The 24251-nt window shown below is 46.1% G+C and carries 19 protein-coding genes and 1 other annotated feature; of the genes, 9 read left to right on the top strand and 10 right to left on the bottom strand.

The genetic code is table 11. The annotated features are described in order from the left end of the window. Nucleotides 1–104 precede the first annotated feature (104 nt). Nucleotides 105–200 (bottom strand) — a sequence feature (Trp leader region). A gap of 136 nt (nucleotides 201–336) precedes the next feature. The 3 genes from rnm to rluB all read left to right on the top strand — a co-directional run bounded on the left by rnm (nucleotide 337) and on the right by rluB (nucleotide 3166). Then, entirely contained in the window at nucleotides 337–1230 is an 894-nt protein-coding gene (gene rnm, locus R3289_RS06795; RefSeq protein ID WP_318924746.1) for an RNase RNM, read from the top strand. Further along, complete coding sequence (locus tag R3289_RS06790; RefSeq protein WP_107281518.1) at nucleotides 1227–1847, top strand: L-threonylcarbamoyladenylate synthase; 621 nt, start codon at nucleotides 1227–1229, stop codon at nucleotides 1845–1847. Before rnm ends, R3289_RS06790 begins: the two co-directional genes overlap by 4 nt. A gap of 173 nt (nucleotides 1848–2020) precedes the next feature. Further along, nucleotides 2021–3166 (top strand): 23S rRNA pseudouridine(2605) synthase RluB, encoded by a 1146-nt coding sequence (gene rluB, locus R3289_RS06785; protein ID WP_318924745.1) that lies wholly within the window; start codon nucleotides 2021–2023, stop codon nucleotides 3164–3166. Between the two features lie 139 nt (nucleotides 3167–3305). Here rluB and R3289_RS06780 read toward each other — a convergent pair whose 3' ends face one another. Next, a complete protein-coding gene (locus R3289_RS06780; protein ID WP_318924744.1) occupies nucleotides 3306–4049 on the bottom strand; it encodes a YciK family oxidoreductase in 744 nt (247 codons plus the stop codon). A gap of 158 nt (nucleotides 4050–4207) precedes the next feature. Here R3289_RS06780 and sohB point away from each other — a divergent pair, with 158 nt between their 5' ends. Next, on the top strand, nucleotides 4208–5269 hold the full coding sequence (sohB, locus tag R3289_RS06775) for a protease SohB (RefSeq protein ID WP_318924742.1): 1062 nt from the start codon (nucleotides 4208–4210) through the stop codon (nucleotides 5267–5269). Between the two features lie 23 nt (nucleotides 5270–5292). Then, the gene (locus R3289_RS06770; RefSeq protein WP_318924741.1) at nucleotides 5293–5700 is read left to right on the top strand and encodes a DUF805 domain-containing protein; all 408 of its coding nucleotides are present in this window, start codon (nucleotides 5293–5295) and stop codon (nucleotides 5698–5700) included. An 88-nt stretch (nucleotides 5701–5788) separates the two neighbouring features. Here the strand turns inward: R3289_RS06770 and R3289_RS06765 are convergent, their stop codons facing one another. Next, on the bottom strand, nucleotides 5789–6037 hold the full coding sequence (locus R3289_RS06765; RefSeq protein WP_318924740.1) for a YciN family protein: 249 nt from the start codon (nucleotides 6035–6037) through the stop codon (nucleotides 5789–5791). Between the two features lie 463 nt (nucleotides 6038–6500). On the opposite strand from R3289_RS06765, the gene topA reads away from it, so the two are divergent. After that, nucleotides 6501–9146 (top strand): type I DNA topoisomerase, encoded by a 2646-nt coding sequence (topA, locus tag R3289_RS06760; RefSeq protein ID WP_318924739.1) that lies wholly within the window; start codon nucleotides 6501–6503, stop codon nucleotides 9144–9146. Between the two features lie 69 nt (nucleotides 9147–9215). Here the strand turns inward: topA and miaE are convergent, their stop codons facing one another. Both miaE and R3289_RS06750 read right to left on the bottom strand, forming a co-directional pair. After that, the gene (gene miaE, locus R3289_RS06755; RefSeq protein ID WP_318924738.1) at nucleotides 9216–9992 is read right to left on the bottom strand and encodes a tRNA isopentenyl-2-thiomethyl-A-37 hydroxylase MiaE; all 777 of its coding nucleotides are present in this window, start codon (nucleotides 9990–9992) and stop codon (nucleotides 9216–9218) included. A 90-nt stretch (nucleotides 9993–10082) separates the two neighbouring features. Then, the gene (locus tag R3289_RS06750; protein WP_318924737.1) at nucleotides 10083–10844 is read right to left on the bottom strand and encodes a DNA repair protein; all 762 of its coding nucleotides are present in this window, start codon (nucleotides 10842–10844) and stop codon (nucleotides 10083–10085) included. Nucleotides 10845–11270: 426 nt separating this feature from the next. On the opposite strand from R3289_RS06750, the gene cysB reads away from it, so the two are divergent. Further along, nucleotides 11271–12245 (top strand): HTH-type transcriptional regulator CysB, encoded by a 975-nt coding sequence (gene cysB, locus R3289_RS06745; protein WP_318924736.1) that lies wholly within the window; start codon nucleotides 11271–11273, stop codon nucleotides 12243–12245. Nucleotides 12246–12434: 189 nt separating this feature from the next. Further along, complete coding sequence (locus R3289_RS06740) at nucleotides 12435–13625, top strand: methyltransferase (RefSeq protein WP_318924735.1); 1191 nt, start codon at nucleotides 12435–12437, stop codon at nucleotides 13623–13625. Here R3289_RS06740 and R3289_RS06735 read toward each other — a convergent pair. The 6 genes from R3289_RS06735 to tyrP all read right to left on the bottom strand — a co-directional run bounded on the left by R3289_RS06735 (nucleotide 13603) and on the right by tyrP (nucleotide 22433). After that, the gene (locus tag R3289_RS06735) at nucleotides 13603–14319 is read right to left on the bottom strand and encodes a sulfite exporter TauE/SafE family protein (protein WP_318924734.1); all 717 of its coding nucleotides are present in this window, start codon (nucleotides 14317–14319) and stop codon (nucleotides 13603–13605) included. The two genes, R3289_RS06740 and R3289_RS06735, sit on opposite strands and share 23 nt — an antisense overlap. Nucleotides 14320–14428: 109 nt before the next feature. After that, a complete protein-coding gene (locus R3289_RS06730; protein ID WP_318924733.1) occupies nucleotides 14429–15172 on the bottom strand; it encodes an MBL fold metallo-hydrolase in 744 nt (247 codons plus the stop codon). Nucleotides 15173–15479: 307 nt separating this feature from the next. Further along, entirely contained in the window at nucleotides 15480–17387 is a 1908-nt protein-coding gene (locus R3289_RS06725) for a methyl-accepting chemotaxis protein (protein ID WP_318924732.1), read from the bottom strand. Between the two features lie 419 nt (nucleotides 17388–17806). Further along, nucleotides 17807–19780 carry an EAL domain-containing protein gene (locus R3289_RS06720; protein WP_318924731.1) on the bottom strand — a complete coding sequence of 658 codons (1974 nt, stop codon included), beginning with the start codon at nucleotides 19778–19780 and terminating at the stop codon, nucleotides 17807–17809. Between the two features lie 279 nt (nucleotides 19781–20059). Continuing rightward, the gene (locus R3289_RS06715) at nucleotides 20060–20971 is read right to left on the bottom strand and encodes a DUF3943 domain-containing protein (RefSeq protein WP_318924730.1); all 912 of its coding nucleotides are present in this window, start codon (nucleotides 20969–20971) and stop codon (nucleotides 20060–20062) included. A gap of 262 nt (nucleotides 20972–21233) precedes the next feature. Then, the gene (gene tyrP / locus R3289_RS06710) at nucleotides 21234–22433 is read right to left on the bottom strand and encodes a tyrosine transporter TyrP (RefSeq protein WP_318924729.1); all 1200 of its coding nucleotides are present in this window, start codon (nucleotides 22431–22433) and stop codon (nucleotides 21234–21236) included. Between the two features lie 450 nt (nucleotides 22434–22883). Here tyrP and R3289_RS06705 point away from each other — a divergent pair, with 450 nt between their 5' ends. Beyond that, a complete protein-coding gene (locus R3289_RS06705; RefSeq protein ID WP_318924728.1) occupies nucleotides 22884–24110 on the top strand; it encodes a CinA family nicotinamide mononucleotide deamidase-related protein in 1227 nt (408 codons plus the stop codon). Nucleotides 24111–24251: the final 141 nt, after the last annotated feature.

Here is a 24251-nt window from a genome sequence, read left to right as displayed (position 1 = left end):
CTGTTGAGTGCGACCCCTGATTGGACGCTGTTTGACCTTCATTGGTCCTGTTTAAGTTCTGGGCATCGTGCTGATAAAATTTTTGTTTAACTTGAATTTTTTATATAAAAAAACCCGCACCAGGCGGGTTTGTGTCTATTCTGTCCGTAAAGTACAGCTAATCACACTACCCGCAGAGGGAAGTGCCACCACCAAGTGATCAAGAAAGCGCAGAGAGGATGATGAATTTGCTGTAACATGTAAAAGTCCTGTGAGTGAATTCTTACAACGAGTAATTGCGTACTAGTAAACTAGTTCGTCAATGTAAAGTCAAGAGATAAAGTCAGAAATAAAATTATGTTGTTTGATTTACATAGTCATACCACTGCGTCTGATGGGAGCCTCTCCCCCCAAGAGCTGGTGAAAAGAGCGGTTGAACGTCGGGTTGATGCGCTTGCAATTACCGATCACGATACGGTGGCGGCGCTACTATTGGCACAACAGGCAATTGATGACGATAAATTGCCTCTAACTCTGATCAAAGGTATTGAAATATCGACGCTTTGGTGTAATTTTGATATTCATATCGTGGGTTTGAACATTGATCCGGATCATCCAGAAATGGTGACGCTGATCCGAGAGCAAGCAGAACGTCGCTCGGTGAGAGCCCAAGAGATTGCCGCCCGCCTGGAAAAAAACAATATGCCGGGTGCCTATGAAGGCGCGATGGCACTTGCTGCTGGCGCAACAATTACGCGTGCACACTTTGCTCGTTGGATCGTTGAGCAAGGTTATGCCAAAAACATGCAGGCAGTATTCAAGAAATTCCTAACCCGCGGTCACCCTGGTTATGTTCCGCCAAGTTGGTGTTCCATTGCTGAAGCCGTGGCCGTTATTCATGCATCCGGCGGACAGGCCGTACTGGCACACCCGGGTCGCTATAAAATGACAGCAAAATGGCTGAAGCGTTTGTTAGCAGCATTTGTCGCGGCCAAAGGCGACGCCATGGAAGTGGCACAGCCGCAACAAGGACAACAAGAACGTCGCACCCTAGGGGATTATGCGATCACTTATAATTTACTGGCTTCGCAAGGCTCTGATTTCCATTATCCGTCGCCGTGGACGGAACTCGGCCGTAACTTATGGTTACCGAAAGGCGTAACAGAAGTTTGGCAAGAGTGGAGTGTTGAAAAGAAGCGAGTCGATGAGCCGGTTCTGATTGAATCGGAATCGTCACCGGAGGAAGAATGAGTCAATTTTTTTATGTTCACCCAGAAACCCCGCAAACCCGTTTGATTAATCAAGCGGTGGCAATTGTGCGCAATGGCGGAGTGGTTATTTATCCAACCGATTCCGGTTATGCCCTTGGTTGCCAGCTTGAAAACAAACAAGCACTAGAGCGTATTTGCCAGATCCGCCGCCTTAATGATAAGCATAATTTTACCTTGTTATGCCGCGATCTGTCTGAGATAGCGACCTATGCCCGGGTTGATAACGTTGCGTTCCGTTTATTGCGTAATAATACGCCGGGCGCTTACACCTTTATTTTTAAAGGCACCAAGGAAGTCCCGCGTCGCTTGATGAATCCAAAACGTAAAACCATCGGTATCCGTATTCCGGATAATGCGATTGCCCTTGCTTTGCTAGAAGCGCTGGGTGAGCCACTGATGTCGACCAGTCTCATTTTGCCGGACAGCGATGTTGCCGAGTCTGATCCGGAAGATATCCGCGATAAATTAGAACATGCGGTAGATTTGATCATGAGCGGCGGTTATTTAGGCGAGCAACCAACCACGGTAATTGATTTCAGCGATGACGAAATGAAAGTGTTGCGAGTCGGAACCGGGGATCCAAGCCCATTTGAATGACGGTAATACTCCGCGGTATGCACAGTAAAGGTCATCCGGACTTATGGTGGTTTTTATGTTTACCGATAGCATCTATGCCAAGTTTTTGGCATAATGCGCGACCGCTTTAAGATGGCTTAAAGTGTTTTTTCGATGATGTTTCGACGCCTGTGAAGGTGACAAAGGTTTGTCTGATGAGTGAAAAATTACAGAAGGTGCTGGCTCGTTCTGGCCAGGGGTCTCGTCGTGAGATCGAATTAATGATCCAGAATGGTCGAGTGAGTATTGACGGTAAGGTGGCAAAATTGGGTGATCGTCTTGATGATCTCAATGTCACTGTTCGTATCGATGGTCACAAGATTGAAATGGTCGCAACTTCTGATGAAGTATGTCGTGTACTGGTGTATAACAAGCCGGAAGGTGAGTTATGTACTCGCAGTGATCCTGAAGGTCGTCGTACTGTTTTCGACCGCTTACCGCGTTTAGAGAGCGGTCGTTGGGTTTCTGTTGGCCGACTCGATGCGAACACATCAGGTCTGCTGTTATTTACCACTGATGGTGAATTGGCTAATCGCCTGATGCATCCAAGTCACAGAGTTGAACGTGAATATATGGTACGCGTTTTCGGTGAAGTGACTGAGCAGATGGTTAAAAACCTGGTTCAGGGCGTGAAGCTGGAAGACGGTATGGCACGTTTCGAAGACGTTGTGTATGCCGGTGGCGAAGGGATGAACCATACTTTCTACGTGATGATCACCGAGGGACGTAACCGAGAAGTACGTCGCTTGTGGGACTCACAAGGGGTAACGGTTAGTCGTCTGAAACGTGTACGTTATGGTGACATCTACCTAACGAAAGATATGCCGCGCGGTGGCTGGATGGAGCTTGAGCTTAAAGAAGTCAACTACCTGCGCGAAGCTGTTGAGCTTGCACCTGAAGAAACAACGTTGTTGACGGTCGAAGGCCTGAAACGCAAGAAAGGTGTTCGTCAGATCCGTCGTGCGGTACGCCGTCATGAAGAGCGTGCGAGCGAAGCGCCTCGTGGTCGTCGTGGTCGTAACAATGAGGAACGTCGTTCTTCAAGCCGTAATGCCGCTGAAGATCAGAAGGCTCAGGGCAAGCGTAAGCCGTCAAATGGCAAACCGAGCGGTAAACCTATGGCTAGCGGTAAACCTACCAGTAGCAAACCATCTACCGGTTCGGCCCCGCAAGGTAAACGTAAGCCTTCAGATAGCCAATCGGCATCTGGTACACCGGGCAAGCGCAAACCTTCAGGTAATGCTGCTAACCGCCGCAACCCGTTAGCCAATAAGCCGGCTAAACCACGTACTCGTAAGTAAGATCCGTCTTACCACGTGAGAATAATAAAGCCGACGCAATTGCGTCGGCTTTTTGTTTGGGGTAAAAACTGGATCGGGTTTGCTCGGGATCAGATCTCAGTCATCTAGTTTCTCGCATCTCGAACCTTGTATCTCATTCCTAATCTTTAGGCTGCGCATCAATACACTGGCCATTCACATCTTTGCTTTCCGGCCCAATCAGATACAGATATAGCGGCATAATATCTTTAGGTGTTTTTAACTGGCTGGCATCTTCTGCAGGGAAGGCCTTGGCTCTCATACCAGTGCGAGTCCCCCCCGGATTGATCGCATTGACACGAACGTTACTGTTGCTGAGCTCGTCAGCCAGTACCTGCATCATTCCTTCGGTCGCAAACTTAGAAATAGAATACGCCCCCCAGAATGCACGGCCTTCATGACCAACGGTTGATGAAGTGAACACAATACGGCCGTCTTCCGCTTTTTTGATTAAAGGCATAACTGCTTGGCTCAGTAGGAACTGTGCTTTGACATTCACCTGCATAACCTCGTCAAAGGTATCTTCGCCCAGCTGATCAAACGGGCTTAATACCCCGAGTAAACCGGCATTGTGCAACACACCGTCTAAACGGCCGAATTGTTCTTCAATGGTTTCAACCATATCAATATAGTGCTGTTTGGTCGCGCCTTGCAGGTCGAGCGGGATGATAGCTGGCCGGGCATATCCTTGCGCCTCTATTTCATCGTAAACGGCTTCCAGTTTTGCAACAGTGCGACCCAGCAAAATAACCGTTGCGCCATGCGCGGCATAGCTAATGGCTGCCTCACGACCAATGCCTTCACCAGCCCCTGTGACCAAAATGACACGATCTTTGAGCGAATCTGCAGCAATTTGATATTCCACGTATAACTTCCTTATCAGTTTTTAGTTTTTCCTATTGTATTGCCATAGCGGTACCGGTGACAACTTGGTTACAATGGGAAATACCAATCGTATGAAATAAGTGCCGTGGGCAACGATTAAATACGAGAGGGATTTACTTCCAAAATGAGGACTCAACATTGGAATTTTTGTTTGATTATGGGCTGTTCCTGGCCAAGATTGCGACGGTTGTCATTGCGATTGCCGGTATTCTCGTTTTAGCGAAAGGGCTGAGCGGACGTCATGGTGCACCAAAGGGTGAGCTTGAAGTCACTGATTTGACTGAGCAGTATAAGCATACGGTCCATCAGATGGAGTCTCATTTATTTGATAAACCGCTTTTAAAAGCGCGTGAAAAAGCAGAGAAAAAAGCGGAAAAAGAAAAAGATAAAGCCCGTCAGAATGAAATTAAAAAGGCGGCGAAAGAAGGCGATTTAGATCATGCACGTGAGTCGCGTCTGTTTGTCCTCGATTTTCACGGCAGTCTTGATGCCCGTGAAGTGGCCTCGTTACGTGAAGAAATCAGTGCCGTTCTTGCTGTCGCGGTTGAAGGTGACGAAGTATTGCTGCGCCTTGAAACCGGCGGTGGCATGGTTCACGGTTACGGACTAGCGTCCTCTCAGTTAGATCGTCTGAAAGCGGCGGGTGTTAAGCTAACCGTTGCGGTTGATAAAGTGGCAGCCAGCGGCGGTTACATGATGGCTTGTGTGGCCGATAAAATCATCTCTGCACCTTTTGCGGTTGTCGGTTCTATCGGGGTGATTGCGCAGTTGCCAAATTTCAATAAGGTATTGAAAAAGAATGATATTGAGTTTGAACAAGTGACCGCGGGGGAGTTTAAACGCACGCTGACCATGTTCGGTGAGAATACCGATAAGGCCCGGGAAAAGTTTCAGTCTGAGATTGAAGAAACCCACGGTCTGTTTAAAGATTTTATTGCGGTACACCGCCCGGAACTTGATCTGGAAAAAGTCGCAACGGGTGAGCACTGGTTTGGTCAGAAAGCCAAAGAATTAGGGCTGGTGGATGAAATTGGTACCAGCGACGATTTTATTGTTCGGGCATGTAAAGAACGTGAAGTACTAGGTATTCACTTTGCCAAGCATAAAAAACTAGCCGAAAAGCTGGCTGGCGTTACGGGGGATGCGGCTGATAACTTGCTATTAAAGTGGATTAGTCGTGGCCAGCGCCCGTTCATGTAATGCGTCAGGCAGAAGGTTGTATTATGGATCAGAAATGGGCGTTATTTTCTCTTAAAGGTCGGTTACGTCGCAGGGATTATTGGCTGTATAGCCTGCCGGTATTACTGATGACTATTCCGGTGTTCTGGTATACCCATCCCGATAATTTGAGTAATAATTCAGTACTGAATATTTTATCAATGCTGATTATGGGGTTTGTGTTTTGGTCATCCATCGCCTTAAATGTAAAGCGACTGCATGACCGAAATAAAAGTGCTTTGTGGGTATTATTGACATTTATGCCTTTGATCGGGCCGGTTTTTGCTCTTGTGGAGCTAGGTATTCTTAGCGGTACCAGAGGAGCGAATATGTATGGTCAGGATCCGAAAGGGCCGACTGAGCCGCCGTCTCAACCCAATAAAAAAGATGAAACGATGACGATTGAAATATAGGATTTGTCGCATCGATTATTAAAATTAACCCGCTGATTATGCGGGTTAATTTTATTTCAGCTTGTTTTTTTCTAGACAGTAACCGGTATTATTGATCTAGAGTGAACTCAGGTGATAGTTGATGCGCCAGATATTTAAACATATTAAATACTGCCGTTGTATTTCCCGTTGGAAGGCCTTTATCGTCGAGGAAATATTCACCCTTAAAGACAAGTACATCTGCTTTTTCTTCAACAGCAGTCGCTCGCATGCCTTCAATATAAGCATCGTGTTCTTGAATAAGTTGATTTGCAATCAGTAGGAGATCGTCTGAAGAAATAGTTTTTTTTCCGCTCATAGTGACTTCTCTGGTATGAAAAACACCGAGCAGTGTATTGATCTTGCCGGTAGAAAACAAATCCTTAATTAAAGACGGGGTGTGGCAAAAATGATGAATGGGTGGTTAAACTAAAGGCAGAAAAAAGTTGATTCTGTGAGCGAAGACAAATAATCGTCAGTTTGAATAGTCAAAGACTATGTGAGGTGGTAATGATTAGCGCCTTCAATGTTATCACTCAGCCTATATTAGATGAATTAAGGGTGAGTTTTGCTGAAAAAAGATGAAATCTTGTTTTTAACTTATGATTAACAACTGGGGAAGGGACAACCAAACAGTTCAATTTCGTCAAAAACCAGTTGACCTTCTTGTAGAGTAGATCACTATTGTAATAGCGTTGCCGTGCCTAAATGATGTTTTTTAACGTGCAACATTATGTTTTTAATTGAAAATTTTGCGAGCACGAGGACGTAATAGAGTCATTATGGGTAAATCTCTCGTTATCGTGGAGTCCCCTGCCAAGGCTAAAACAATTAACAAGTACTTGGGGAAGGACTTCATTGTAAAGTCAAGCGTTGGTCACGTACGTGATTTGCCAACGGGTGCGCGTAGTACCGGAAAGAAAGCAGCTGCGACTTCAACCAAAGGGTTAAGCGCAGAGGAAAAAGCACGTCTCAAAAAACAAAAAGACCGTAAGTCGCTGATCGGTAAAATGGGTGTTGACCCATACAACGATTGGGATGCGCATTACGAAGTGCTTCCGGGCAAAGAAAAAGTCGTAAACGAATTGCAAAAGCTAGCTGCCGACGCTGACTATGTTTACCTAGCTACCGATTTGGACCGCGAAGGAGAAGCTATTGCGTGGCACCTTCGTGAGATCATCGGTGGGGATGATGCACGTTATAAGCGAGTGGTTTTTAACGAAATCACTAAAAATGCAATTCAGCAGGCGTTTGAACAGCCGGGTGAATTGAATATTGATGGTGTTAATGCTCAGCAGGCTCGACGTTTTCTTGATCGCGTAGTGGGTTTCATGGTGTCGCCGCTTCTCTGGAAGAAGGTTGCACGAGGCCTTTCCGCCGGTCGGGTACAGTCAGTGGCGGTAAAGCTGATTGTTGAACGTGAACGCGAAATCAAAGCGTTTACGCCGGAAGAGTTCTGGGACATTCACGCCAATACCTTAACGGTCGGTGAAGATGCACTGCGCCTGATGGTGGCTCAACAGGCGGGTAAAGCTTTCCGTCCGGTTAATGAAGCACAAACCATGGCGGCTAAGTCGGTACTTGATAGTGCGACTTACAAGGTGGTCGATCGAGAAGATCGCCCGACCAGCAGCAAGCCTTCAGCACCGTATATCACATCGACCCTGCAGCAAGCGGCAAGTACCCGTCTTGGTTATGGTGTAAAACGTACAATGGGTCTGGCTCAGCGTCTGTATGAAGCGGGTTACATTACCTATATGCGTACTGACTCGACGAACCTGTCAAAAGAAGCCGTTGAGTCTGCTCGTGAATTTATCGGTAGTGAGTATGGTGAGAATTATCTCCCTAAAGCGCCGATTACTTACGGCAGCAAAAAGAATGCACAGGAAGCGCACGAAGCGATTCGTCCTTCAAGTGTCGACGTACTAGCTGAAAACCTGGAAGGCATGGATAAGGATGCGGTTAAGTTGTATGACTTAATCTGGCGTCAGTTTGTCGCTTGTCAGATGGTTCCGGCTAAATACGACTCCAGCACAATCACTGTTCAGGCCGATGAGTTTACGCTGAAAGCGAAAGGGCGTACTTTGCGCTTTGCAGGTTGGACACATGTGCAACGACCTTCTGGCAAGAATGAAGATACGACGTTGCCTATAGTTCACGTAGGCGATACGTTGAAGCTAGAAGACGTTGAGCCTAAACAACACTTCACTAAGCCGCCAGCGCGCTTCACAGAAGCGGCATTGGTTAAAGAGTTAGAGAAGCGCGGGATTGGTCGTCCTTCTACCTATGCATCGATCATTTCAACGATTCAGGATCGTGGCTATGTCCGTGTTGATCAGCGCCGTTTTTATGCTGAAAAAATGGGTGAGATCGTTTCGGACCGTCTTGACGGGAGTTTCCCCGATCTGATGGACTTCGACTTTACCGCTCGCATGGAAGGTAACCTGGATAAAATCGCTGAAGGTGAGAAGAATTGGAAAGCGGTTCTGGATGACTTCTTCCGTGACTTCAGCGCCGAGCTTGAAAAAGCCGAGTTGGATGAAGATCAGGGTGGGATGCAGCCGAACAATATCGTATTAACCGATATTAAGTGTCCGACTTGTTCCCGCCCGATGGGTATACGTACTGCGTCGACAGGGGTCTTCCTCGGTTGTTCAGGTTACGCATTGCCGCCTAAAGAGCGCTGCAAAACCACCATTAACTTAGGTGATGAAGAAGGCATTGTTAACGTTCTTGAAGAAGACGTAGAAACCGCGGCTCTTCGTGCCAAAAAGCGTTGTCCTAAATGTGACACGGCAATGGATGCTTACCTGATTGATCAGGATCGCAAGTTGCACGTTTGTGGTAACAACCCGAGTTGTGACGGTTACATTGTCGAAAAAGGCGAATTCAAGCTGAAAGGCTATGATGGCCCTGTGATCGAATGTGACAAGTGCGGCTCAGACATGGAGCTGAAAACGGGTCGCTTCGGGAAATATATGGGTTGCACCAGCGAAAGCTGTAAGAACACCCGTAAGATCCTGAAGAGTGGTGAAATTGCACCGCCGAAAGAAGATCCGGTTCACTTGCCTGAGATCCCTTGCACCCAGGATCCGGATGCCTATTTCGTTTTACGTGATGGTGCGTCAGGTCTGTTTATGGCTGCGAGTACGTTCCCTAAATCACGCGAGACGCGTGCTCCTTACGTCGAAGAGCTGGTTCGCTTTAAAGATCGTTTACCAGAGAAGTTTAAATACCTCGCCGATGCACCAACCGAAGATCCGGATGGTCGTAAGACGGTTGTTCGCTTTAGCCGTAAGAGCAAAGAGAACTATATCCGTTCGGAAATCGACGCGAAGCCTTCTGGCTGGACGGGTTTGTTTATCGATGGTAAGTGGGTAATTACCGATAAACGGAAAAAACCGAAGAAAGAGAAAGAAGAGAAATAATAAAAAACCGCCGGAAGGCGGTTTTTTGTTTTTAAGAGCCTAATCCTCGTATCTGGAATCTCGATACGGCTACGCCGGTACGCCACTATGAAAACGGAAGGTGTTATCCGGCGTTACAATGAGTTCTGCTTCCTTCGCGCCAATCGCCTGTATCCGATCTGATATGTCATTGCCGGCAATTTGTTCGGCTAATGCCAGGTAGTCCTGATAATGGCGAGCTTCTGAACGTAGTAATGAGATGTAGAACTTCTTTAGTTCGTCATCCAGATAGGGGGCTAATTTAGCAAAGCGCTCACAGGAGCGGGCTTCGATATAAGCTCCGATAATGAGCTTGTCGATCAGGGTTGCCGGTTCATGCGTACGTAACGTTTTCATTAAGCTTTTGGCATAGCGGCCCGCATTCAAATTTGAGTAGGGGATCTGGCGGTTTTCCATGATCTCCAATACCTGCTCAAAGTGATGGAATTCTTCTTTGATCAGGCGAACCATTCTTTCAATCAGCTCTTGTCCATAAGCGGTATCCGCTTTTGGCACTAACTCGCCAGATAAACCATTTTTTTTACCGTGAAAGGCTGTCGTGCTGTGCGCTCTGCCGTAAACAAAATCTTCATAAGGCCTTGCCCATTCCAGTAACGCGTTGCCGCTTTCTGTATCTACTGCATATTTACGGATCAGCCAGATTGCGGTCTGGCTGGCTTTGAGTTCACAGTTACAATGATCAACCAGTAAAGCGGTGAGGATTTCAGGTTTTCGGGCCTCATCAATCCAAGCGTCGGGTGTTTCACACTGGAGAAATTGATTAATCGGGGCGAGCAGTCGATCAATCATAGGTTGAGTGTTGTTCATGGGCTATTTTTGCCGAGTTATGTCTTTTAGGTATAAAAAGTAGCGATTAAAAAAGGCCGCATCAGCGACCTTTGGATAACGTGGTGGAAATTACCACTTCTGCTTTGGCTGGAACAAGACATCGAGTTCGTCATGCTCTTTGTCATTCATCAGCTTTCGTTCTTGCTCATGGCTGAGCGATTGATTGCTATCTATCTCACTAAGCATGAGTTGCAGCTTCTCGCGCGTTGTATTCGCGTAGTTATCATTTCTCGTCGAAAGTACATCAATACCTTTCTTTAATAGCTGTTTCGCGGTACCAACCTGACGCTTTAGGATGGAATCATTAGCCCGCTTAATCACGTTTTCTATGTTGATGCGAAGCTGGAGCCCCTCAAGGCGGGCGTTTTCCGTGACAAAGAGCTGAGTTGAGAAGCGGCCTTTACTGTGTTCATTTTTGATAATGTTTTTCAGCCGTTTAACCAGTTGTAGCATGCCAATGGCTTGCTTGTCTGTCGTCGGTACTTTAAAGCCGGCCACATCACTATTTGAATAGTTTGCCTGCAGGTGGCTGATTTGTTCGGCGACATTTTTTATCCGAACCGATAAGCTCTTATCTGAAGGATCGGCTTCCTTCATGCTTTGCAGTGCAAATAAGATACGCTGGTTCAGACAGACCAGCAGTTCTTTACTGTACGGCAAGTGGTGAGCATTACCAATAAGCTCTTCAGTGGCATCGATGATCGAAATATGCTTTGCCATTTCTTGGTTTTTCGCACTTTCTAAACGATGGCGATACTGGATTAATATGTTGTAGCCAACAATTAGCACCAGCAACAAGACGAAAAGGCCTATAGCTAAAGGTATACTCATAAGATATGTTTATCTTCCATGCATTTTTATACAGGGGTTATAAGATACACTATCTGACAATTTGGGGATAGCGAGAACCTTAAAATTGCTACCAGTATCTATGAATAGGTTGTTTTTTCCTCCCGCAGAGAGTGATGCCTGCCGGTTCAATTCAAGGATCATGGGCAAAGGAATGAGACGGGTCATGTCGAGTGTATTTAACCCAGAAGTGGGCAGAGTAGGCCCCCCCGATGAGTGAATTTCCTCCGGAACGCATGCTGAGTCGCTGATTTTTGATGTGAGCAAATTATATGAAACGAGCATCTTGAGCTAACGTGGGTATACTTGCACAGATAAGACTGGCTACATTGAATAATTTCTGCTGAAAGCGCATTTTTCTAATTCAATTGGTACTAAGATGTAACGGACTATAGGCTGGGCGGTGCCATGAAACTACAACAATTAAAATATATCGTTGAGGTTGTTAATCATAACCTGAATGTATCCTCAACGGCGGAGAGCTTATACACCTCACAGCCGGGGATCAGTAAACAGGTACGTTTGCTTGAAGATGAGCTGGGTATTCAGATTTTTGAACGCAGTGGCAAGCACCTGACCAAAGTGACGGCGGCGGGAACGGATATTGTGCAAATTGCTCGGGATATTTTATCGCGGGTTGAAAGCATTAAAACGGTGGCGGGGGAGCATACTCATCCTGAGATGGGAACGCTGAATATTGCCACGACTCATACCCAGGCTCGTTATGCTTTACCCCCCGTGATTGAATATTTTATGACCCGCTATCCGAAAGTGTCGTTACATATGCACCAGGGAACGCCATCCCAGATAGCAGATGCGGTGGCTAAGGGCACCACGGATTTTGCGATTACGACAGAAACGGGGCATCTGTGTCAAAATATGATTATGTTGCCTTGCTATCACTGGAATCGCTCTATTGTCGTTCGCTCCGATCATCCGCTGGCAAACAAAGCTGAAATCACGATCTATGATTTGGCTGCTTATTCCCTGATGATATATGTATCTGGTTTAACGGGTCGCTCAGAGCTGGATAGTGCGTTTCACCGTTCAGGTTTAACGCCTCGGGTGGTCTTTACCGCCACCGATGCTGATGTCATTAAGACCTATGTCCGGCTCGGAATTGGGGTGGGCGTTATGGCCAGTATGGCAATGGATCCTGAAAAGGATAGTGATCTGGTTGCTATCGATGCCAGCCACCTTTTTGCAGCGAGTACAACTCAGATCGGCTTTAAGAGAGGCACCTTCCTGCGTAGCTATATGTATGACTTTATAGAGCATTTTGCACCTCATCTGGTACGGAATGTGGTCGAGCAGGCTGTTGCGCTAAAAACCAGTGGCGAGATTGAGGCGATGTTCGCCAGTATGGACTTACCGGTCCGGTGATAAATTAAAGATACCTAAGTACCTTAAAGTCGCTGAGAGATACATATTTATGAAGCCGCAGGATCCTGCGGCTTTTTTATTGCATGACAGTTATGACTTTTTTCATCACTGTAATTGGTTGGAATTTCAAATCAGAACCACTACTATAGCCGGTCGATTTAGTAACTACCGCAACCTAAGAGCCACCTCATGCCAGGGCATATCCACCAGTTTCGCCAGCTAGATAAGTTATTGACGAAAAATCGTGAGTTTTGGCAGTTTATGCCCTTTGCCGAACGGAGTTTTGTCTGGGGGCAGACCCATCCGGCGTTGTGTCAGTGGCTAATCAGCTTAACTGAAGAGCAGACCGCGTATTTTAATGAAGATAATGCAGCGTTAGCCGAGGCCTTATCAACGTGGATCCCCGATGCTCCTGAGCTGTATCAATTATCGCAATGCCCATCACTGCCAGTTAAAAATGCCGCTATCCCCAAAGGGCTTGATGTTGGTATTCCGGGCCGGAAGTGGACCCAAATCTGTGCATTTAGCGCGGTGCTACCGCAGCTACAATTACCGTGGTTAGAATGGTGTGCGGGTAAAGGTCATCTGGGTCGGGTACTTGCTGCGAACCATCACATGCCGGTAACCAGTCTTGAATGGCAACATCAGTTATGTATTGAGGGTGAGGCAACGGCTAAGCGATTAGGTTTACCGATCACCTTTATTACTGCCGATGCCTTTGATAAGAGTAGCGAGCAATATATTCAGCCCCAGCAGCATGCGGTTGCTTTGCATGCCTGCGGTGATTTGCATGTATCACTGCTGCAGCGTGTCGTTGCTGAACAAGGCGCCGCGGTCAGTATTTCACCTTGCTGCTACCACCTGATCCGCGCAAAACACTATCAGCCCCTGTCAGATATTGCGAAGCAGAGTGGGATCACCTTGTCTAAGCATGATCTGCGTTTGCCTCTGCAAGAAACGGTTACGGCTGGCCAGCGTGTTCGCCGTCAGCGTTTTGTGGAAGTCAGCTACCGTCTTGGCTTTGACTTGCTGCAGCGTGAATTACGCGGTTGCGATGATTATTTACCAGTACCTAATGTACAGAAAGCGTTGCTCAATGAGGGGTTTGCCGCCTTCTGTTTCTGGGCGGCTGAGAAAAAGGAACTGTCGTTGCCTGGCGATACCGACTTCGCTTATTGGCAGCAAGAAGGTGAAGCAAGATACCGGATCACTGAGCGCATGGAGTTAGTTCGCCAGCTATTTCGGCGACCGCTGGAAATGTGGCTGGTCTATGATCGGGTCTGTTTCTTAGAACAATCCGACTATCAGGTTTCACTCGGTACATTTTGCGATAAACCGGTCACGCCGCGAAATATACTTATTCATGCAGAGCTGAAATAATCGCCGTCATTCCAGAAACAAAGCAAATAGCCAGGGATGCAAGACGAACCGTCTTCCTGGGAATCCGGTCGATATAATGCATTGCTGCTCTGTAACCCAGAAATGAAGCCGGTAATAGAGGTAGTGACAGATAAAAGTGGTGAAGGCTCATATAACCAATCGGTACTTGTACCGCTAACGAGAGCAAACTGCTGACCACAAAAAATGCAGATAGGTTTGCCCGGATCAAGTTGGCTTCCTGATGTTGCAAAAGCAGTGCTATCGGTGGGCCTCCGATCCCTGAGCTGGTACCAAAGAAACCAGAGAAAAAGCCTGCAATCATCATTCTGTTGGGATTTGGCTGGATACGAATAGGGAGCAAGCTGATGCCGACCGCTAAAAGAACCATCACCCCGAGCCAGAGTGATAGCTGATTCGCATCGACCCAATATAAAAGAAAACCACCAGCGATAGAGCCGGGTACACGGCCAAGAAATGCCATCCATAAACCGTTCAGCGAAATCGTTGCCTTGTGACGATTTGCATTTATCAATGACAGGAATAAAGCCACAGTGGTGATGGGTGCCGGGACATAATCCGGTGAGATTTGAAAAAGTATCGGGGCGGTGACAATGGCCAAGCCAAACCCGATAGAGCTTTGAACGAAAGAGCCGATAAAAATCAGCATCATCGCGAGTAAAATCCCTAAATCCATTTTATCTTCTCATGCGCTACCCAGACGCGACATTATGTAGCAGTCAGCGGTATAACTCACGGTAATTTAGGCATTTAACCTCTAATCAGGAGCGACGTGTTAAAGCGCGCTATATTAATGCTTTTTTCAGTTTTGTCTTTACCGAGCGCCAATGGGTTGTTGGAATTTTTGGTGCACGGTTGAGTAAGTATTGGAGCTCCTGTTCCGAGGGATGAACCTCACCACCATGGGCGAGAAAAATTGAATCTGGCTGTAGTGCTATGACTTTGTTTAATGAAGTACGATATCGGTTGGGATAAAAAACAGGGAATGGGGGAATATAGCGGCCTTTTACCTTGACCATTAAATCTGCGACATAAATACGATTGCTAGGGAGGTGGAGCAAAGACAAATCTCGGTCGGTGTGGCCTTGCGTCGCAAGGGCGACCCATTCAGGAAAGTCGGGTAAAGGATCACCGTCGCCAAGTTTATAGTCAGCGTGAAGCCTACTTGAATACCATACATTGCGCCGTGGCTTGTTCATGCGTTTTGCTACCCATTTCGCCAGCAGCATATCGGTGAAATGCATTAACAGGCCGTCAAGCCCTGCATACCACTGCCCAGACACATCGGCGGCTGCAATTTTACAACCGGTTAAACGGCGTAGCCTGTGGGCGGCTCCTGCATGATCTGGGTGCATGTGGGTAACAACCACGAGGCTGAGATCATTTATAGACCTTTGCAGTGAGCCTGTAATAAATTGTGTTAACAGGGGTATATCAGCACGGCTACAGCCATCGAGTAATAAAAGCTTATCTTGATATTCAGCTAAATAAATCGATTGAATATAACCTTCTAGGTGATGTAACTTCATAAAGTAAGAGGGTCTTTTAATTACTGATTATTTAAGCAATTATTACGGTCTTAAAAATTTATTATGGTCTAACTCATCCGCCCACACAAGTTGCCAGGTTTGTTGGCTTCGCCTACCGAGAGCACTATTGACGATTTTCCCATACCGCGGCAGGCATCAATGTCACTTCAATGCAAACAAGGGAACCACGGTGGGCTCCCAGTCTGGCAAGAGAGAAGGGCTTGCAAGGGAGCACCTTGATAGCGTATGTACGCTTCTCGCATAATCAGCAAGCTACTGGCTGCTCCCCTTGTTGGTCGAAAACCGGTTACTGCAACCTGAATTTCCCAACAATCGATTTTAATTGACTGTTTGCTGCAGCCAGATTGATGGTTTCATTTGTTGTCGCTTCTCCATTAGAAGACAGACTCTCTACGATTTCACGAATAGCAGCCATATTGCGGGTGATTTCGTCTGCAACAGAGCTTTGCTGTTCGGCTGCGGTAGCAATATGGGTATTGAGGTCATTAATGTGGGTGACTGAATGGGCGATAGTATCAAGGTCGCTCTCCACCTGAGACGTACTCTCTGCGGTTTTTTCACATGTTGACTTGGTCGCAGCCATAGCAGCCATTGCGGAGCATGAACCGTTACGTAGTTTACTTAGCGTTTGTTCAATTTCTGCTGTACTTGTCTGTGTTCTGGCTGCCAGTGCCCTTACTTCATCAGCAACAACGGCAAAGCCCCGGCCTTGCTCTCCGGCTCGGGCCGCTTCAATGGCGGCATTTAACGCCAGCAGATTCGTTTGATCGGCTATTTCACCGATAACATTCAGTACATTGGTGATCTCTAAGGTGTCTTTTTCTATTTCGGCAATACTGACAGAGGTGTTTTCAACATTATCAACAAGTTGAGAGACTGTATTTGTAGCAAGGGCGACAACATTTTTAGAGTCTGCCACGCGTGAATTGGTTTTATGGGTAAATTGGGAAGCTTCTGACGCATTACTTGCGACATCATTCGCAGTAGCGCTCATCTCCTCAATCGCAGTAACAATTTGCACCGTCTCAGTCGCATGAGCTGTTAACACCTCGTTGTTTGCGTCGGTTTGGTTTTTAAGCTGGTCGACACTGCGGGAAATATGTTCAGAAGACTGCGAGACCTCAAGCATCAATGATTGCAGGTTCTCGATAAAAATATTAATCCCCTGTGATATTTGGCCAAGATCGTCATTGCTAGTAACAGGTAATCGTCGGGTGAGGTCGCCGTTTCCTTTTGATAAATCAAGTACCACGTCTTTAAGTGTAAGGATTGGACGGTATAGCTGGTTTAACACCACAATGACAATCAGGAGTGCAATGATCAGAATGACAGCGGATGTTGATAATGCATTGACGAGTGCCGCTTCAACATCGGCATAGACCACCGATTTATCAACGCCGACGTAGAGATACCATTTATGGCCGTCAACAAGTGGAATTTCAGAAAAATAGGCGCGTTTATCAGCTCCTGCCCACTGGTAATCGGCAGCACCGGAGCCTAAGCTTGCCATCTGCTGTTCCAATGTCGGAATATCAAAATAGATCCCCAGCTCATCACTGGGATCTGAGGATGCCAGCTGAGAAAACTGTTCACTAAGAATTAAGATCACTGCTCCGGGAAAATAAACATTGTTAATAGCGTAATTAAGACTTTTCAATGAGATATCACCGACCACTACACCCTCGCTGCCCATTGGGGTCGCGATGCTCACCATCAAATCGCCGGTCGTATCATCGGTATAGATATCGGTCAGTATGGTTTCTTTTCTCGCTAATGCTCGCTGGTACCAATCACGGGTACGCGGATCATAATCCCGGACATCAAAGACACCATTGTTACCACCGGAGTCACCGAAGGCACGGCCATCACTGTAGCCCACGGTAAAGCTGGAATATCCAACCGATTCGGTGAGCAACCTTGCTATCTCGACATATTCGCTATTTGAGTGGCTGGATCGGAAAAAGGCTTTGCTTGAGCCCAGTGCATCAATTTTGGTCTGCATCGATAATTCGATTTCACGCTTTGCACTTTTTACAATTAATTGCGATTGTTCTTCAATCGAGGCAATTTTGTCGTTTTTGAAATTGTTATAAGACAGCCAGTTGGTGACCAACAGTGCCGCGGATACCAGTAGAGCAACGGTAAAAATAATACGTTGCTTAAAACCAATACGTCGAAATGAGAGGTCTTTCATATCTGCCTTCTTAGTGACTGCAATAAAAAATATATAAATTATCAAACAGATAAAGATTCTAATCTTAAATTGATGCACTGTAGAGGGATGAAATGACTAAGACTCTATCAGATTGAAATACCAGTAGAATATTATGATAAAGGATACTTTTGGTGGTGACGCGATGTTTTATCTTTCTATACAATAAATTAGCGAATAATTTAGCGGCTTACATAAGCTAAAATCAGATGGTGAGTGAAAATATAAACAATCCTGTTGCATACAAAACTACATGCATTTGTGTGTTGAAAGTTTATGATATTGTCAGTTTTGTGATGTGTGACCGATTGGGTAGCCGTATTACTGGCTCTGTACTAAAGCTGGGCGTTGTTTTTAATAAAGGCTATCGGTGAAATAAGGCCCGTTAGCGGCCTTATTTGTTAGTGGATGTATTTTGTTACGGGGATCTCATTGAGCAAGGCAAACTTAGTTGCTTCCAGTTCCCCCGGCGGCATTGGCTTGCCGAGAAAGTAGCCCTGGCAATAATCGAAATTACATGTTTGCAGGTATTCCAGCTGGCTGGCGGTTTCGACGCCTTCTGCTATGATTTTCAAATCGAATTTTTCACAGATGGCCCGAGTTGCTTCAACGATAGCCTGGCTGCCTTTGTGCTCGCCCTGAACAAAACTTTGGTCCAGTTTGACCGTACTGATTGGCAGATCCTGAAGTTGTGAAAGAGAAGAGTATCCGGTTCCGAAATCATCAAGATAGAGCTCTAATCCCAACGCTGCCAAATCTTCCAGACACTGTTTAGCGTCGTCATATTCCTGCAGCATGGTTGATTCAGTTAGCTCCAGCGCTAACTGGGCAGGATCGATATCAAACTGCTCTATTATCGATTTAATTGTCGGCGCCAGAGTGGATTGAAGCTGGGCACGTGACAAGTTAATGCTCATTATAAATTTATCATCATACCGGCTCTGCCATGAGGCAAGTTGCTGGCAGGCCGTTTTCAGAATCCAGGTCCCCAACGGGACTATTTGACCTGTTTCTTCCGCCAGTGGAATAAATTCAGCCGGCGAAACCTGTCCCAGCTCTTCGTCGTACCAGCGAATCAATGCTTCAAAGCCTTTTAGTTTCCTGGCTTTTAAATCAACAATTGGCTGGTAGTAGAGTTCAAAAGCGTCAGCTTCAAGTGCCAATGTCAGGTGATGACGTAACGTCATCTTTCGATATAAGGCATCAGCCATATCTTGCGAAAAATGGTGACTGCGATTACGGCCTCGTAATTTAGCCCGGTGCATTGCCATATCGGACTGGGTGATCAGCGTTTCAATCTCTTGGGCATCAACGGGGTAGCTAGTCGTACCGATACTACACCCAATAGAAAGTTCACCGACTTCTTTGATATGAAAAGGTTTATTCAGTTCTTTGATGATTGTCTTTGCAAACGATGGGATGTTTGGGACATTACGATGTTCAACCTGAATAATAAACTCATCGCCACCAAAACGGGCTAACAAGCCTTTGTGTTGCAGCATTTCTGTTAACCGTAGTGCAATGGCGCGTAGCAGCTTATCGCCGATGGCATGGCCATAGGCATCATTCACCAATTTAAATCCATCAATGTCGAGAAATAGCAAATCGTAAGGTTGCTGACTATGATGCGACTCATTTATCGCACTGGAGATCCCATGACGGCTCAACAATCCAGTCAAAAAGTCATGTTTTGCATGGTGTATAGCTTGTTTAAGCCTTTCTTTTTCAGGGCTAATATTGATCAGATGAAGTAAAAGCTGCTGGTTGTCTTGCAGCCATTTTCCTCTGATGTCAAACCAAAGGTGGTTTTGTCCGGTCCAGCACAATTTTTCATGGTTAATTGAACCTTGCTGCTTGGCATCTTCTATCCATGCACTCGCGAGCTCAGTATCACCAAGGAAGCTCCCAAGATCATGCAAAGACTGACCAAAAGAGTGACTAAAGGTATTATTGGCACTGATCAGATCGCCTTGGTCGGAAAATAGCAGAGCAAGATTGGAACAATCTGAAAAGGCAAGATCGCGACGCATGCTGGATTCTTCGGCAATCACTTCAACCAGCATCACAACACGTCCATCAGGTAAGCTAATCCCCGAGAATATGCAGAGAGCATTTTTCAATATTTGCTTAGGGGTAAAGTTCCACCACGTTTTAATCGCTTCTCCGTTCTCAAATCGCTGGCGATAACCCTTCAAGGTGGCTTCAACGGCCTGTGACATGTCCTGGGCGAAATCTCGGGCAGTTAACTCTTCTAAAGACCTGGCTTCCCATAAAGATAAAGAGGTTTTGTTGGCCCAGATTATTTTTTTGTAGTCGAGATCAAACACCCATATTGGCGATTGAATATGATCAAAAAGAGAAAAGGTATCGTTCATCACCAGGGTTTAGGCATTGATTGGCTTGAAAGTAACAGGAGAGTAACGTAAAAATAATGGTATAAATATTGAATTAATAGAAAAGCGTGATATTACTTCATCAACTGCAAAAGTTTGCGTATAAATTCTTGAAAATTAAAGGTAAAAGTTGTATATATAAGATTGTTAATATAGTAAATATAGTTAATATAGTTAATATAGTTAATATAGTTAATATAGTTAATATAGTTAATATAGTTAATATAGTTAATATAGTTTTACTATGTACTGCTGTATTTGTTACTTAAATTCGATTTTTAACTCTAAGCCAATAAACTGTTTGTCATACGGTGCGCCAGCCTCTAATGCAAAATTTGCCGCATTAGCATTCCCAAACCAAGGGGTATAGATAAAGCTGACGTTGGTATCACCTTTCCACCAATCTGAAACCCAATAATGGATATGACCGACGGGGTTGAGGAAAAACAGGCTGACTCTGCCCAGAGTTTCAGAGCCGAGTACTTCACCACCATTTGCTGTGATATCTAATTCAGTCTGGAACATGGCCTCACCCACCGCAGCACCGAATAAAGGTGTGACGATAATATCCTGTATCGAGGGGACTTCCGCGAAGGCTTCGACGCCATATTCATAGAAGAATGTTGACATAGTGGCTGAATATAAAAATGATTCCCATTCATCAAAACCTGAATGACGAGCCGCCGTATAGTAAACACCACCAAAATAAGGGTGCATGATGTAGTTCAGATAATGATCGTCATTATCCCATACCGGACCCTGGCTGACGTTATCCCACCACTTGCTGCCGAGATTGCTTAAGTTGCGATCTTCTTCATCCCAATTGGTCACACTTTCAGGCAGTAAGGTCATCATACCGACCATTGCCACACTCAGGCCTAAAATGGTGTAAGACTGTTCCATAAGGTAATCCCAGTTCTGTTCTGGTGCCGCAGAAAGATGCATTGGAATCGTATTGACGGAATTCGCAGAGAATAAAGGGTCGACTTTTATATTGCTGTGATTTGTATTGCCATCATCAGATAAAGCCTGGTAACCGGAGTGAAAATTATACTCGAGAAAAAGACTCTGGCCATCATAACGGTTGTTGCTGACGGGGGGCTCACTCCGTGCATAAGCCGGAGCGGTTAGCGTGCAACTAAGTAAAAATGATGCGTAAAATTTATTGCGCAACTTATGCTCCAGAAAGTAAAAACGAAGGCTGGTTCCAATATTGATGAGTGCAAATAGCCGTGACTTAATGGGTGTACTGATAATTATTGATAAAACTTAAAGCAATATATGCACAATAAGTATCCCGTACAATCAGTAATATTCCTAGCATTAATATGCGTTTGATTGGCTATGTTAAGGCTCGTGCTGCCGAGCCTTAACAAGGGGAGGAATGGGGATTTAATTAGCAGGATAAATAGTTGCGTTGAAAGATGAACAGACCCTAGCCAACCGCAGGAATAAGGCCGGCCATCTGCAGGAACTGTGCGCTGATAATAAGAATACCTGCGCCAGTAACGGCAATCAGAGCTGGCGTACCACCACGAACACGATAGCCCAAGCCCGTCTGTTTCCGCTGCACGTTCACCATGGCTACCGGTAAGAAAATAGCCAGAATTACCAAAGCAACTGCCGCATAGCCCAGTGCCGTAATAAAGCCTTGTGGATAGAAAAGTGCAAAACCCAATGGAGGAATGAAAGTGACCAGCGCAGTTTGCAGGCGCCCTTTTACTTGATTGTCGCGGCTTAAAATATCAGATAGGAAATCAAACAGGCCCAGGCTTACACCAAGAAAAGAGGTCGCCAGTGCCAGATCCGCAAAAACAGAGACCGATTTACTGACCAACGGGTTATGAAGCATTTCACTTAACGTGCTAATGAATGAGCCTAGTGTGGTGCTGGCCATTAAATCAGGCTGACTCAATACTCCCTGACTGGCAATTTGCCACAGAATATAAACGGTCAGCGGAACAGCTGAGCCTATCACCATTATTTTGCGCAGCACTTTAATATCTAACCCGACATAACGAACAATTGAAGGGATGCTACCGTGGAAGCCAAAAGAGGTGAAGATCACTGGCAGAGCAGAAATAATGAGTCCGTTCTGTACGGGCATATCAACGAGGTGCTGGCCTTGAACATGCGGAACGAGTAAACCAAGCATTACAGCCAGTGCAATGACTTTCAGGGTGAACAGAATACGATTCACGATATCGACCGAGTGTGTACCAATAGAGACAGCTGTCGCAATAATCAGGGTAAAGCTAATTACGCCAACCTGAGGAGCCACGTTCAATCCCATCCAGTTATTGAGTTTGTTGTTTAACTGCTCGCCGCCACCGGCAATGTAAGCTGCACATAATGCATAAAATAAGAACATCATAGCAAAGCTGGCGATAATTTGACCTTTGCGGCCGAGTAGCTGATGGGCCAGGCTATGTAAGGTCGCATTTTGGTCCGCATGCTGGTGGACTTCGAGCATGAGCAACGCGGTATAAATCATTAAAGCCCAAATGGCGAACATAGTGAGAGTTGCAGCGGTAAACCCAAGCCCGGCAGAAGCCAGTGGTAATGCCAGCATGCCTGCGCCGATCGTGGTTCCGGCAATGATCAGCATGCTGCCGAAAGTTTTGTTCATGGTCATTAAAGTTGTAGTTCCCAGATTTATAATCGTTTTTGTGGTTAGGGAGAGGCGTGTACACCCGTGGTTAATCTCCCTGTCGGAAAATAAAGCCACAGCGGCGTAATCGAGTTCAAACTGTTAATTTAAGTTTACACCTGATCGTGCCGTTGTGGCTGGCGATAAGAGATGTAGTAATAGGTGATATTCACAATTCTTGCTCTTTAATTAGTGGTAACGGGTAGTATGAAGATGAAAAGGTACTTTTATCTGCTGGTCGATACCTTAAAGCCAGTTAGCTTGGCTGTCAACTTTAACGATCACGGGTGTAAATTTATATTTACAGTTAAGGGTGTTTTCTTGTGTGTCTATTGTGTTTCGATCCTGTGGAGTGGTTCTGTAACCACTGAATGTCGCATAGTGAAGTAATTTGGGTATATATTGTTAGCTGATCAATTACAGAAGAGGGAAGTCATGTTGCAGATTGCGATGATCAGTACTGGTGAAGAAGTGCTGCACGGAGATATTTTGGATACGAATGCGGCATGGTTATCACGTCTTTTTTTTCAGCAAGGCTTTGCGTTATCCCGTCGTACGACGGTGGGTGATCAGCTAGAAGCGCTAGCGACTGAAATAGAACACTGCAGTCTTACCTCTGATATTGTTGTTATTAATGGCGGTTTAGGCCCAACCAGTGATGATTTAACGGCCCAGGCAGCGGCGATAGCCAGCGATGTCGGCCTTGAGCAGTCTGATTACTGGGTAGAGCAGATGCAGGCTAAGTATCAGAAATTGGGCCGGGAAATGCCAAAGACTAACCTGAAGCAAGCCATGTTGCCTGAAGGGGCAGAGTTGTTAGAAAACCCGGTAGGTACAGCTTGTGGTTTTGCGATCAAACTGAATCGCGCCTGGTTGTTCTTCACCCCGGGAGTTCCCAGTGAATTTAAACAGATGGTGCAAGTTGAAATTATTCCTCGCTTAACCTGTGCCTTTCCTACGGTAGCAGCGCGTGATTGCCTCCGTTTTTATACGTTTGGTTTATCCGAATCGGGCATTAGCGAGACATTATCTCCGCTATCTTTGCCCAAAGGGTATGAAATTGGCTACCGCTCGGCATTGCCGTTTATTGAGGTAAAACTGTTTGCACCGAGAGGAAATGAGCACGCCCTTTCTTTGCAGCAAACAATGGTGTTACAGCTGGGTGATAATGTCGTCGGTGTTGGAAAAACGCTGCCTGAGCAGGTTGGAGAGTTACTGGTTAAGCAAGATCTTAGCTTAACCATTGCAGAGCAGTCTACCGGTGGCTGGTTAACCAGTTGGCTGCAGGACTTCCCGAACGCCAAGGCTAAACTCCGCCAGGGCTGGATGCTGGCGGCGAATGCCGAGCCTGAGATGGCGACAAAGGATCTGCTGGCGTCTGCGTTCGCCATGGCGACAGCAGCCAGGGGTGATACGGCATCCGATATTGTATTGGTATCAGGGCCTGTTCACGACGATAAAGTTGCTGTGGCATTATCTACGCCACAAGGTGATTGGGCGCAGCTAATTAAAACCAAACGTCGCTATGGATCAAATGACTACAGGAATGTGGTCGCGACAGTGATGCTTGATATGTTACGCCGCTGGCTGGATGACAGAGAGGTGATCGGTCAGTATGAATCGATCCAGCGTGAGAGCGAGATGTTTTTGCCAAAGGGTTGACTGAAAAAGTACGCAATGCCTACCCGGAGGAAAATATACCGGAGCCGGAAGTGATTGAGTTGCAGAAAGTAGTGGAAATTTATCGAGAGGAGTAATTAGGCTCTGTTGCCAAGCCTCGTAAAGATGCGAGGTTCAGGACTT

Origin of the sequence: Photobacterium sp. (genome assembly GCF_033720175.1) — a bacterium.
GTDB lineage: Bacteria > Pseudomonadota > Gammaproteobacteria > Enterobacterales > Vibrionaceae > Photobacterium.
The sequence above is the reverse complement of the archived record's forward strand: the minus strand, read 5'-3'. Positions and strand labels throughout refer to the sequence as shown.